At 38.6% G+C, this 12,372-nt stretch carries 13 protein-coding genes; 6 read left to right on the forward strand and 7 right to left on the reverse strand.

The annotated features are described in order from the left end of the window. Positions 1–18: 18 nt before the first annotated feature. The 5 genes from murI to KKH39_00495 all read right to left on the reverse strand — a co-directional run bounded on the left by murI (position 19) and on the right by KKH39_00495 (position 4,917). Positions 19–822 carry a glutamate racemase gene (murI, locus tag KKH39_00475; protein MBU1202511.1) on the reverse strand — a complete coding sequence of 268 codons (804 nt, stop codon included), beginning with the start codon at positions 820–822 and terminating at the stop codon, positions 19–21. A 3-nt stretch (positions 823–825) separates the two neighbouring features. Then, entirely contained in the window at positions 826–1,575 is a 750-nt protein-coding gene (locus tag KKH39_00480; GenBank protein ID MBU1202512.1) for a slipin family protein, read from the reverse strand. An 18-nt stretch (positions 1,576–1,593) separates the two neighbouring features. After that, positions 1,594–2,997 (reverse strand): phosphomannomutase/phosphoglucomutase, encoded by a 1,404-nt coding sequence (locus KKH39_00485; GenBank protein MBU1202513.1) that lies wholly within the window; start codon positions 2,995–2,997, stop codon positions 1,594–1,596. Further along, positions 2,998–4,134 (reverse strand): hypothetical protein, encoded by a 1,137-nt coding sequence (locus KKH39_00490; protein ID MBU1202514.1) that lies wholly within the window; start codon positions 4,132–4,134, stop codon positions 2,998–3,000. Between the two features lie 108 nt (positions 4,135–4,242). Continuing rightward, complete coding sequence (locus KKH39_00495; protein ID MBU1202515.1) at positions 4,243–4,917, reverse strand: class I SAM-dependent methyltransferase; 675 nt, start codon at positions 4,915–4,917, stop codon at positions 4,243–4,245. Between KKH39_00495 and KKH39_00500 the strand changes: the two genes are divergently transcribed. The 5 genes from KKH39_00500 to KKH39_00520 all read left to right on the forward strand — a co-directional run bounded on the left by KKH39_00500 (position 4,916) and on the right by KKH39_00520 (position 9,798). Further along, complete coding sequence (locus KKH39_00500; protein MBU1202516.1) at positions 4,916–6,556, forward strand: tRNA uridine(34) 5-carboxymethylaminomethyl modification radical SAM/GNAT enzyme Elp3; 1,641 nt, start codon at positions 4,916–4,918, stop codon at positions 6,554–6,556. The two genes, KKH39_00495 and KKH39_00500, sit on opposite strands and share 2 nt — an antisense overlap. Before the next feature lie 68 nt (positions 6,557–6,624). Further along, positions 6,625–6,912 carry a hypothetical protein gene (locus tag KKH39_00505; GenBank protein MBU1202517.1) on the forward strand — a complete coding sequence of 96 codons (288 nt, stop codon included), beginning with the start codon at positions 6,625–6,627 and terminating at the stop codon, positions 6,910–6,912. 1 nt (position 6,913) lies between these two features. After that, a complete protein-coding gene (locus KKH39_00510) occupies positions 6,914–7,363 on the forward strand; it encodes a hypothetical protein (GenBank protein ID MBU1202518.1) in 450 nt (149 codons plus the stop codon). 241 nt (positions 7,364–7,604) lie between these two features. Continuing rightward, a complete protein-coding gene (locus KKH39_00515) occupies positions 7,605–8,867 on the forward strand; it encodes a serine hydroxymethyltransferase (GenBank protein MBU1202519.1) in 1,263 nt (420 codons plus the stop codon). 97 nt (positions 8,868–8,964) lie between these two features. Then, positions 8,965–9,798, forward strand: coding sequence for a bifunctional 5,10-methylenetetrahydrofolate dehydrogenase/5,10-methenyltetrahydrofolate cyclohydrolase (locus KKH39_00520; protein ID MBU1202520.1), 834 nt, complete (start codon positions 8,965–8,967; stop codon positions 9,796–9,798). A gap of 63 nt (positions 9,799–9,861) precedes the next feature. Here the strand turns inward: KKH39_00520 and KKH39_00525 are convergent, their stop codons facing one another. Further along, a complete protein-coding gene (locus KKH39_00525; GenBank protein ID MBU1202521.1) occupies positions 9,862–10,488 on the reverse strand; it encodes a hypothetical protein in 627 nt (208 codons plus the stop codon). A gap of 183 nt (positions 10,489–10,671) precedes the next feature. Between KKH39_00525 and KKH39_00530 the strand changes: the two genes are divergently transcribed. Beyond that, the gene (locus tag KKH39_00530) at positions 10,672–11,427 is read left to right on the forward strand and encodes a helix-turn-helix domain-containing protein (protein ID MBU1202522.1); all 756 of its coding nucleotides are present in this window, start codon (positions 10,672–10,674) and stop codon (positions 11,425–11,427) included. A 49-nt stretch (positions 11,428–11,476) separates the two neighbouring features. Here KKH39_00530 and KKH39_00535 read toward each other — a convergent pair whose 3' ends face one another. Further along, on the reverse strand, positions 11,477–12,268 hold the full coding sequence (locus tag KKH39_00535; GenBank protein ID MBU1202523.1) for a ribonuclease H-like domain-containing protein: 792 nt from the start codon (positions 12,266–12,268) through the stop codon (positions 11,477–11,479). Positions 12,269–12,372 lie beyond the last annotated feature (104 nt).

The raw sequence follows: 12,372 nt of genomic DNA on the forward strand, positions 1-12,372 counted from the left end.
ATATTTTTATTTTAGCTTTTAATTTAATTTTATTGTCTGTGATTCTATCTTGCGACCCAAAAATTTTTCAGCGGCCTTATTAAATTTTTCACTACTATTGGTAGTCAAAAATATTCTTTTTGGATCTTTGCTTGTCTTGGCATATTGACTGTGCCGTTTGAGATACTCAGCCAGCTTGTCAGCGACTACCTGACCGCTGTCCAATATTTTTACTTCCAATCCAAAATTGCGGGCAATAATGTCGTGTAAAAATCCATAATGTGTACAGCCCAAAACTACTATATCTGGATTTTCTTTTTTCAGGGGTCTGACATATTCAGTTACAGCCATTTTGGTTTCAGGCTGATCTTCACGCGACTCCTCTATCAACGGCACAAGCAAGGGGCAAGCTTGTTGAAATACTTTTATATTTGGATCAAGATTAGCAAATTCATGCACATAAGCCTTTGATTCTATGGTGCTGGTGGTACCCATGACCGCTACTTTACGATTTTTACTTAGCTCGCCGACAGCTTCTGCCAGTGGCCTGATAACTCCCAAGACATTTTTGTCAGGATATTTTTGAGGCAAATATTCCTGTTGGATGCGGCGCAGCGCCATAGCAGAAGCAGTATTGCAAGCAAAAATAATAAGGCTGCAACCTTGTGAAAATAAATAATCTATGGCTTCTTTGGCGTATTTAAAAATCACAGCCTGGCTTTTATCTCCATAAGGAGCCCTAGCATTATCACCCAAATATATATAATCGTACTGAGGCAATTTTTTTTCAATATCTTTAAATATTGTCAGGCCTCCGTAGCCAGAATCAAATACTCCAATCATTTATTATTTTTTATTGGCCATTCCTTCAAAAGCCCTTAACACTTCCAACGGTAGAGCAAATACCACGGTGTTTGATTGATCTGATGACAAATCATTGATAGATTGCAAAGTCCTCAGATGTAAAGCGCCTTGTGCGCCAGCTAGAGTTTTGGCTGCCTTAGCCATATTTTCAGCAGCAATCACCTCTCCCTCAGCTTTGATAATTACCGCTCGTTTTTCACGCTCAGCTTCGGCCTGCTTAGCAATTGTCCTCTGCATGTCCTTTGGTAATTCAATGTGTTTGAGATCAACAGAAACTATTTTGATTCCCCAAGGATCGGTAGCGGCATCAACAATCTGTTGAATACGATTAGAGATTTGATCACGTTTGCCAAGCAACTCATCAAGGGATACTTCGCCGACTACATCACGCATAGTTGTTTGAGCCAATTGGCTGGTGGCATAGAAAAAATCTTCTACTTCCAAAAAAGCTTTTTCAACAGCAATTACTTTATAGTACAAAACTGCATTCACATTGACCGTGACATTATCTTTGGTAATGGCATCCTGATCAGGTACATCAACTGCTTTTACCCTAATATCTACTTTATGCATGCTTTGAAAAATCGGCCAGACAATACGCCACCCAGGCTCAACAGTACATAAGTATCGACCTAAAATAAATTTTATTCCTCTTTCATACTGATTGACTTGCCTGATAGAAATCAATACCAAAAATATGGCAAAGACAATCAAAAAAATTAAAAATGGCATAATATTTTATGTTAATTATTATTGTTTTCTTTCTGAAAAATCTATCAAGCTCTCTAACTCTTTTACTTTTTCAGCCAAGATATCTGGAGAGTCTGCCTCTACTGTCAGACGAAGAAGTGGTTCGGTATTGGAAGGACGGACATTGAACCACCAATCTTTGAATTCTACGGTAATTCCATCAATTTCATCTATAATGTTTTCTTTATAGGTGTTTCTAAATTTTTCCAACTCTATTTCAATATTGTTTACCACAAAATTGAGCTCATTACTCTTGTAATATAGGTTATAATCTTTCATTATTTCTGATATCAAGCGCCCGTCTTGTGATATTGCCTGCAAAATGAGTACCATAGCAATAAAAGCATTATCAGCATAATAATTGTCTCTAAATGCAAAGTGGGCTGACACCTCGCCACTCATAATACCCTGCTCTTCTCGCATATGGCGAGCCAGATTCAAATAACCCACCTCACTTCTGATTGGCCTACCGCCCCATTTACTTATCAAATCTTTAACCGAATGAGTGCTAATAAGATTGTAAACAATACCAGCCCCCGGATTGTTTTCCAACATCGGTTTTATCATTGGGATAAGTGTCATATCACCTTTATAAAGTTTACCTTTCTCATCCAGGAGATTGACCCTATCGCCATCTACATCACAAATAAAACCAAAGTCTGCTCCGATTTCTTTTATCTTGGCGGCCAACTTATCTGGTGCTCCAGCAGTCAGTGGATTTGGCGCTCGGTTGGGGAAATTTCCATCCGGTTCTTTGAACATCAAAGTAAGCTCACCAGGCAACTGTTTAAAAATCTCCTCTACCATTTGCCCATTCATGCCATTACCTACATCAACTACCACCTTAAGCGGCTTGATTTTTTTGACATCTACAAAAGACATAACATGTGCCAAATGATCGGCCAAAATATCTTTTTTGCCAATTTTTCCTGGCACCTTTTCATCAGCCAACGGGAAATCCAACTCCTGCATATACTGTAGTATTTCTTTACCCGAAAGAAAATCAATACTATCTGCATATTCAATATTAGCATAAGCCAATTTGCAACCGCCATATTCTGGCGGATTGTGAGAAGCGGTGGCAAAAAAACCACCGTCGTATTTGTACCTGCCGACAGCAAAATAATAATCATTGATAGACTGCATACCAATATTATCTATAGTCACTCCATACTCCAAAAATATTTTTACTGCTTCATCAAACAATGCTTGAGATGATTTTCTGCAGTCATAACAAACCACCATCTTCAAATCTTTTATGGGCTTGCCCAATTTATCTGACAAAAATTTAATATAAGCCTGGGCAATCAAATTGATAGCCTGTTCATTCATCTGCGAAGGATAAATACCACGGAAATCGTATGACTTGAAAATACTAGTATCAATGTTTTCTAGATAAGACATTTATTTGTGTTCTTTGTTAATTTTAAATAAATAAGCAAAATTACCCCAAGCAATAATATAAACTATCATAATAAAGAAAAATCCAACCAGAGGAATCTTGCCAATCAAGATATAAAGCAAGGCGCCAAAAGATATAAGTCCCAAAGGCGACCATTTATATTTTTTCAACAATCTTTCTTTGACTGTATTACCCAAAAGCCAAGCACCCATTACTTGAGCCAAATAAAGACCAATCAACCAAGCACCCATTATAATCATTGCTAAAGGCAGCCCAATGACAGTAATAGCGATTAGCAAACAAGCTAAAGGAGTAACTACTAAAAGCAAAATACCTTTCAAGAGTGTTCGGACACTGTGTTTTTTGGTTCTATTGTAAGCATCTGAAAAAACACGTGGCCATAGATAAATACCTATCATACCGACTACTATCATCCCAAAAAATTTAACTATCATGCCAAAAATTCCAGCTTTATCCAAAAACCTATCCTTTTCTTTTACTATTTTATTAAAAGAAATATCACCTACTACAAAATCTTTATTTATATTTAATTTGCTCAAAGACTGATAATAAAGATTTCCTCCTACATTGGCTCCTTCACTCAGTTGCAAAGGATTGTTGGCTGGCGTACCAGAAAGATATACATCTACATCATTTATAACCTTGCCGCTGATAGAAGCTTTTTCCATAGCACCTTCTAGTCTACCAATTTCTCCGACAATAGAAACCATCTGACCAAAAAATGTAACATGGCCCAATACTTTACCATTACTATCAACCCTAAAATTTTGTCCCAGAGCCATGGCATTGCCACTAACTTCACCCGACACATCTACTCTTTGTCCGACTGCTCTGATAGATCCATTTATCTTGCCTTTTATGGATATATTGTTTCCAGCTACAAAAATATCACCATTTATATTTTCTGAATCAATAGTGATTGTGTCACCAGCTACAAAAATGTCACCATTTACAGTACCATAAATTTCTATGGAATTACCGGCAGCATAGTAGTTTGTGTTTATGACCTTATCTTTGGCCAGAGTGACTACTTCACCACTTTGCCCGGCAAAAGCTAAGGCTGACAAAGGCAAAGCCAAAAGCAGTGAAAAAATGACTAATTTTACGTGTTTAAACATAGTTGTTTTATTACTAATTATGTCCCTACATTTTAGCAAATAGCCCCTAAAAATACAATTTTTTAGTTTTTAAAAAAGTCCTACACCGTCACGGTGTAGGACTGCCTTTTACTTTGTCTTCTGAACAAAAGCATTTATATTATATTTGGTCTTATAGACTCCCTCTGGCTGAAGATCAAAATGAGTCACTTTTAAAAGATAAACCAACTCACCGGTAGTAAAACTGTGATAGTATCGCCACTGTATATTATTTTTATCAGAGCGCCAAGGAATAAAAAAATCATTCCAGGAATGCTTGGACCAAAATTTTTCTAAAGAATATTTGAGATATTTTTTTTGCCATAGATTCCAATTGGTCATAAAAAGATAGCCCCCCGGCTTGAGCCAACGATTTATTTTAAAAAGTAGCTCCAAGCGCTCTCTTCTACTAGGGATGTGATGAAAAGAGGCTATCATAAAAATCATATCAAAAGTGCCGGGCTCAAAATTCAAATCCACCATATCAGCTACTATAAATCTAGTGTCGGGGTGTTGTTTTCTGGCTTCCGCAACCAAATTTTCGCTAAAATCAACCCCTAGATAATTAAATTTTATATTGGCTGGTTGTATAGATTTTAAAAGTCGTCCATTACCGCAACCCAGGTCTAAAATCTTGAAGTTATCTTTTATATATGGTATAAAGACTTGTAACTCTTGCCAAGGATAAACTCTAGTATGATTAAAATCACGGGCTACTTCGTTATATACGTTTTTAAGATGACTTTTTACTTTTTCACTTTTCATGCCAAAAAATATAAATAAAATATTAAAAGACGTTGTGCTGGAATTAAACAAGAAAAACTATTCCCATAATCTTGATTTTGTCCGAGACCTGAGAACTGTTTTTTCCAAACACTCTATTGCCCCAGAAGCAAAATCTAAACTTATTGTAACATATAAAGATTTGATTAAAAAGGGTATTATAAAAGAAAATAAAAAACTTGAACAACTACTGACCAAGAGGGCTGTCCGCACACTATCTGGTGTATCAGTCATTACCGTCCTTACCAGGCCATACCATTGCCCAGGCAGATGCATCTATTGCCCACTTGAGCCTGGTATGCCCAAAAGCTATTTGTCCAATGAACCAGCGGCTCAACGTGCCAAACGTAATTTTTTTGATCCTATCAGACAGGTGAACATGAGAATCCAAGCTTTGCAAAACAACGGCCACCAAGTAGATAAAATTGAAATAATAGTCTTGGGAGAAACCTGGTCAGCTTATCCAAAAAAATATCAAACTTCATTTATCCGTGACCTTTTTTATGCGGCCAATGTTTTCCGTTCGGCAAGCTCAGGACAGGTTAACAAAAAAAATAAAAGGAAAGCTCGCTCACTCAAAGCTGAACAAAAAATAAATGAAAAGGCTCGTTACAAAATAATCGGCCTGACACTGGAAACCAGACCAGACCACATCACTACTCAAGAAATAAAAAGACTACGCATGCTCGGAGCTACTCGTATGCAAATTGGTGTCCAGCACACTGATAATAAAATACTTGATCTCATACAACGCGACCATCCAATAGAGCAAAGCATAAAGGCTACTCGTATGCTCAAAGAGGCCGGCTTCAAGGTAGACCATCACTATATGCCCGACTTACCTGGTTCTACTCCAGCCAAAGATCTGAAAATGTTTGAGTATGTCTATAACTCTCCTGACCTACAACCTGACCAAATCAAAATATATCCTTGTGTAGTAAATGAGTATGCCCCCCTATACCAATGGTACAAAAAAGGCAAATACAAACCTTACAGCCCAAAAGAATTACTTGATCTTCTTTTGAAAATAAAAAAAATAACACCTCCTTGGATAAGAATTAATCGCCTAATAAGAGACATACCTGAAGAAAGTATTATTGCCGGCAACAAAATCACCAACCTGCGTCAATATCTACAGGCGGAACTAAAAAAGCGAGGTCAATCTTGTCAGTGTTTGCGTTGCCGTGAAGTACGCGGTGATACCAAAGATGTAGACAAAGCTGTTTTGGTAAAAAGAGAATTTGCCGCTTCCCAAGGACAAGAAATATTTTTGAGTTTTGAAAGTAAAGACCATAAAAAAGTCTATGCTTTCCTGCGTCTAAGGTTTAATAAAAATCCAGAAAAAAATATATTTGCCGAATTAAAAAATGCCAGTCTAGTCAGGGAGCTACATGTCTATGGACAAATGATACCAACTTATGATGAAAAATCTGACGAAGAAATATCTCAAACCCAACACCTGGGACTGGGCAAACGCTTGATGGCCGAAGCAGAAAAAATCACCCACTCCCACGGCCTCAATAAAGTAGCGGTCATATCAGGAATAGGAGTAAGAAATTATTACCGCAAATTAGGCTATCGTCTGGAGGGCACCTATATGACCAAGACTTTGACAAAATAAACTAAATATAATTAAATACAATAAAAGATCTTTAAACAACTGTCTTTCTCACAACAAGGAGGCTAAAATTGAACACTTCCAGACACTCTATCAGCCTGCACAGGTCTGATGGAAAACTAGGGGTGGACTTTGACTCTCCTGAAACACTAGCCAAATTCTTGGCTATACTAATAGAGGAAGGAAAGCCCGAAAACAGCTACTTGATCCCGGTCTTAGAAAATAATGGTGTAGTACCCAGAGACAACCCAGACTTTCGAGCCTTGCTCGATAGATTAGGTGTCACCGACTACACTATTCCCAATGTTCTGCGCGCTCGCTTTTTAGAAAAACTCCCCAAACTAGAAAAGGAGTCATGACATGGAATATGAACTCAACCTAGGTTGGTTCGAAAAACTCCCGCTTGACCAAAAGGACGGACTGATCAAGAACATCGAGGTGCGTGCCTCCAGAGACCTGTTTTCGGACAGGGAAGTACGCCTGGCCGCTGATGTCTGCCTGCCCATCCTCCGGGCTATCCGCCAGGGTCATGGCATCACTGCTGAGAGTCTGGACCTGGTCCAGCTGGCTGAAAGCCGAGGATTTCGTCGCTCGGAGATTGAGCCTATCATCAGGAAAGCCTGGCATCTGTTTCAAACGCCAATTCCCACCAAGCGAGCCGCTCGCTACATCGGCAAATCGCCACGACAGGCCAGACGTTTAGTAGCTCGGATGGCTCGCCGTAACGATGATGTGATCAAGACCGCCAAAGGCTGGCTGGTTCCTCTGGCCGCTCTCGATTCCTACCTGACTGGCGAGTGGCGGCCATAAGCAGCCACAAGCAAATAGCCGGTCGCCTCGCTCTGCAAATGCAGAAGCGGGCGACCGGCTCTATTAAACTTTATAAAAAAATATTGCCTATCGTTTATAATGTACTTTACCCCGTTAAATAAACTCAAAGAATTTGAGTTTAATTTTAAGTGTTGCTTAAAATTATTTAACGGGGTAAACTAAACCCAGCACCTTTTTTAAAAAAGGTGCTGGGTGAATAACGTAATTAATACCCAATAAAATGACAAATATAGAAAAAAACGATCCACAAATTGCCAAAATACTTCAACAAGAATTGAGACGCCAAAGACAGGGTGCTGAGATGATTGCCTCGGAAAATTTTGTCTCGCCTGCTGTACTAGAAGCCGCTGGTTCAGTCCTGACCAACAAATACTCTGAAGGTTATCCGAATAAAAGATACTATGGTGGCAATGAATTTATAGATCAATCTGAACAACTAGCCATTGATAGAGCCAAAAAATTATTTGGAGCCGAGCACGCCAATGTCCAGCCTCATGCTGGAAGTCCAGCCAATCTAGCAGCTTATTTTGCCTTGACTGATTTGGGTGATACTATTTTAGGATTTTCACTGGCTCACGGCGGACATTTGACCCATGGGCATCCGGTCAATTTTTCCGGCAAATTTTACAATTTTGTCCATTACGGAGTAGACAAAAAAACCGAGTTAATAGATTTTGACGAGGTTACTAAATTGGCCAGAGAACATAAACCAAAAATAATCTTGGCTGGAGCTTCAGCTTATTCTAGAAAAATTGATTTTGACAAATTCAAAAACATTGCTGATGAGGTTGGCGCCTACCTAATGGTAGACATGGCTCATATTGCCGGACTGGTAGCTGTTGGATTACATCCCGATCCAATTCCTTATGCCGATGTAGTGACTACCACCACTCACAAAACATTGCGCGGTCCCAGAGGCGCGATGATACTTTCCAAAATTGAAGACCGACTGCACCCTGATGACAAAAAGAATCTGGCCCAAAAAATTGACTCGGCAGTTTTCCCTGGTATGCAAGGTGGACCCTTGGAACATATCATTGCTGCCAAAGCTGTGGCCTTCAAAGAAGCCTTAGAACCATCTTTTAAAGACTACCAAAGTCAAATACTAAAAAATTGTAAAGTCCTAGAAAATAAATTCCGTGAAGCTGATATCCGCATGGTCTCAGGTGGCACTGACAATCATCTTTTGATGATTGATGTCACCACAGTCGGTCTCAGCGGCAAAGAAGCTGAAACACTTCTTGATAAAATCCATATTTTTACCAACAAAAATATGATACCTTACGACCCGCGGACACCTTTTGATCCGTCAGGCATCAGACTAGGAACCGCTGCTCTTACTACCCGTGGATTAAAAGAAAAAGATATAGAGATAATCTCTGATATTATTATTGACACTCTAAAATCTAAACAAGCCAGAGAGGAAAATAAAACAAAGGTCACGGAATTGATGAAAAAATTTGAGCTTTACCCAGAATTGTAAACCAATTGTCATTACGAACGTAGTGAAGTAATCCAAACTTTTAGATTGCTTCGTCGTTCGCTACGCTCTCTCCTCGCAATGACAAATACGAAAAACTATGGACAAAATAATTGACGGCCAAAAACTGGCAGAAAAAATTAGGCAGGAAATTAAACAAGAAATATGCGCCAAAAAATTGAAGCCCAGTTTGGCAGTGATTTTAGTTGGTTCTGATCCAGCTAGTCAGCTTTATGTATCCAAAAAGAAAAAAGCCTCGCAAGATGTTGGTATTGATTTTCATGAATACCTTTTGGAAGCTGACAGTAGCCAAGAAAAAGTCTTGGAAGTAATAGATTTTTTAAACAAAGACACTAGTGTAGATGCCATACTTGTCCAACTGCCCTTACCAAAACATTTGGATACCGACACAATTATCAAAGCTATTGATCCCAAAAAAGATGTAGATGGTTTTCATCCAGACAATATCAAAGACTTTTTAAATGACAAGGCTTTAATCACGCCTGGATTGCCCTTGGGAGTTTTGAGAATATTGGAGCACACTAATCAAAATCTAGAAAACAAAACAGCTGTCATAGTTTCCAAAAGTACTGTCTTTGCCGGGCCAATGATAAAAATCTTGGAAGATAGAAAAATAAAAGTCCAACAAATAATGCCTGATGACAAAAACCTAGGTGCCAAAACCAGTCAGGCTGATATTCTGATAGTTTCTTGTGGCAAAGCTTTTTTTATAAAAGAAGATATGGTAAAAAATGATTCCATAGTCATAGATATCGGTACAAATAAAATCGACAACAATTATGTTGTCGGTGATGTCGATTATAGTGCGGTGTTTGATAAAGTAAAATTTATCACTCCGGTACCAGGTGGCGTCGGACCAATGACCGTGGCTATGCTACTTTATAATACTGTCAAACTAGCTGAAGCTGGATAAAAAAAGCCCCAACCAGTCTTTACTAAGACTGCTGGGGCTATAGAAGAAGCCTGATGACAAGTATCACCGATGACAAACAAACACTATTTGTCTGTCGCCAGCAAAAAACTCATCATTCTTGGAGCCAATATGCTTGCCCACAAGGAAATTGGTGGATGCAGCATCAGGGTGGATGCAAAAAATGACCAGATCGCCACTAACTCTGAGTTTGACAGGTTCCATAGCCAAGTAAAGCCATTCGTTCCAATGTCCATAATGTTGCAAACGCAATTGGGGACCAAGCTCAAACGGACATAGACCGTAACCCAACTCCAGACCGCGTTGGCAGATGTCGGGGTAGCGCGCGCCATCCTTGAAGCCGAGTTCTGCCACAGTCGGAGCAACAACATTGACCTCCATGGGCTGATCAAGAATCTCAATGTCAGTCTGGTCCAACATAGCACCGCCTACACGATCAACCTTCATGCCTTTTTCAGCAAAGGCTTGATAGAAATCACGACTTGTCTTAAGACCCGTGCCGAGCTTTACTCGACACAATACTGGGGAAAACCCAAAGGCTTTGCGCAAAATAGCACGGAGTTTTTCTGGTTTACTGACGTAGACCTCCATCTCTTGACTGGACATCGTGGGTAAGTTTTCCACGACCACAGCAACAAAAGTCAACACTAGGTTAAAAAGTGACTTCGGCATGGCTGTTCTCCTTTATGAGGCTGGTGTTGGTTTAAGGGACACTAACTATCTAATATATTGACAATTTATAAATTTGTCTATACTATAAAACATAATTGTCATAAAAATACAAAAATTATATAATTTATCAAAATATTATCTAATATTAGTCAATAAAATATCTACATAAAATAATAATATTGTATGAATATAGCTACAACTTTAAAAAATATTGGTTTTGATGATAATAAAGCCAGAGTATATCAGGCTTTATTATCCCTTGGTACTGCACCAGCTGGCGCCATCGCCGCCAAATCTGGCATAGTAAGATCTACTGTCTATAAAATCTTGGAAGAGTTGATTAGTGATGGTTTAGCAGAAAATGTTGAGGGCAAGGTCAAAAAATTTATTGCTCTACATCCAAGCGCCTTAATAAGAATGCTGGAAAATAAAAAAACAGCCACAGAAAATATTCTGCCAGAATTATTAGGAATATTTACCTCTCCAAAATTTAAACCTCGCCTGAAATTTTATGAGGGTCTAGATGGCAAGAAAAAAGTTTTTGCAGATATCTTAACTTTACAAAATGACATTGTCTATACTTTTTCCCCCATCCAAGAAATCCTAACTGTTTTTGGGAAAACCTACAGCAAACATTTTACAGAAAAAAGAGTAAAGAATAAAATTTGGCGCTATGCTTTGCGTTCAATTGAAACAACAGCCGACAAAACCAAAGAGTGGGAATTTTACGGCTCTGATGAAAAACTGATGCGACAAATCCGCTTTTTGCCGCCAAAAATAAAATGCGATACTTTAATTCAAATATACGCTGATAAAATATCAGTCGTTGCCTCACATAATGAAAATTATGCTTTTATTATTGAGAGTAAAGAATTATCAGGCCTTATGAAACAATTATTTTTGTGGCTTTGGAATACAGCTGATAAACCATCACAATAAACTCTTCTGCCAACCACTTATGAGTGCGACCGCCCTATTGGCGATATTTCTACAATAATGTATTTTGCCAAGAACCCATCTTGCCGGCCACTTTGGCAGTTTTTATTTTATCCACATCAAATATTCTGACCGCGTCTCTTAGATGACAGTGCGCTTTTATCTTATTGCCATCAATTCTTTGAATATCAATTTTTCTGATAGTAGTTTTACCTTTGTCATCCATATATTCAATTTCTAATTGATCACCATTTTTCAAGGCAGCTACTATCTTGTCAGGGACTGTCTTACCATTGCCATTGGACCAGCGAGCTACTATTTTTTCTTTGCGCCCAGCATTGGTGTACCAAATATAGCCATGCTCCTTGCCATAATCATAAACTTCTTTGGTTACCTTCACATCATCCAAACAATATTTTATAAGGCTGTCCCAATCACCTTGCCTATAATAAAATATAGCATCCAATCCTGCGCCTGACTTACCATAACCCAAAGTACTCTGAGCAACTGTTTCCAGCTTGAGACGATGCCCAAGAGCAAAGACTACCTCTTCTAAAATGTCCAGGTGCCCGATAGTGCTCAAATTAAAATCCTTGAAATATGGCTGAAGCACTGTAAAATCAAAACTCTTACTATTAAAACCAATAACTAACTCGGTATTTTTGAGTAATTCCAAAAGCTCACCAAATTCCTCTTCTTTGAAAGCCCTGTATCCGTTGCGATTATAAGAATAGACGCCCACCACTGATACGCCCAAAAGATGACGATTGTGCTGACCACCCACTTCATCAAAAGTTTTTTTGGTTTCAAGGTCTAATACGATTTTGTCTTTATTTTCTGACATAATGTTTTATTATTGTCATTGCGAGGAGCGAATAAAATGAGCGACGCGGCAATCTAAAAACTTCTAGATTACTTCGCTGCCGCTCGTAATGACGTGTTAACATT

Source organism: Patescibacteria group bacterium, from assembly GCA_018819405.1.
GTDB lineage: Bacteria > Patescibacteriota > Patescibacteriia > UBA1558 > GWA2-36-10 > XYD1-37-29.

Bases quoted from the DNA above. Each gene is read 5' to 3' on its own strand.
- KKH39_00510 (MBU1202518.1), top strand. From the start codon at position 6,914: ATGGAATATGAACTCAACCTAGGTTGGTTCGAAAAACTCCCGCTTGAC.
- murI (MBU1202511.1), bottom strand. From the start codon at position 822: ATGATTGGAGTATTTGATTCTGGCTACGGAGGCCTGACAATATTTAAA.
- KKH39_00490 (MBU1202514.1), bottom strand. From the start codon at position 4,134: ATGTTTAAACACGTAAAATTAGTCATTTTTTCACTGCTTTTGGCTTTG.
- KKH39_00535 (MBU1202523.1), bottom strand. From the start codon at position 12,268: ATGTCAGAAAATAAAGACAAAATCGTATTAGACCTTGAAACCAAAAAA.
- KKH39_00525 (MBU1202521.1), bottom strand. From the start codon at position 10,488: ATGCCGAAGTCACTTTTTAACCTAGTGTTGACTTTTGTTGCTGTGGTC.
- KKH39_00480 (MBU1202512.1), bottom strand. From the start codon at position 1,575: ATGCCATTTTTAATTTTTTTGATTGTCTTTGCCATATTTTTGGTATTG.
- KKH39_00530 (MBU1202522.1), top strand. From the start codon at position 10,672: ATGAATATAGCTACAACTTTAAAAAATATTGGTTTTGATGATAATAAA.
- KKH39_00515 (MBU1202519.1), top strand. From the start codon at position 7,605: ATGACAAATATAGAAAAAAACGATCCACAAATTGCCAAAATACTTCAA.
- KKH39_00500 (MBU1202516.1), top strand. From the start codon at position 4,916: ATGCCAAAAAATATAAATAAAATATTAAAAGACGTTGTGCTGGAATTA.
- KKH39_00520 (MBU1202520.1), top strand. From the start codon at position 8,965: ATGGACAAAATAATTGACGGCCAAAAACTGGCAGAAAAAATTAGGCAG.
- KKH39_00485 (MBU1202513.1), bottom strand. From the start codon at position 2,997: ATGTCTTATCTAGAAAACATTGATACTAGTATTTTCAAGTCATACGAT.
- KKH39_00495 (MBU1202515.1), bottom strand. From the start codon at position 4,917: ATGAAAAGTGAAAAAGTAAAAAGTCATCTTAAAAACGTATATAACGAA.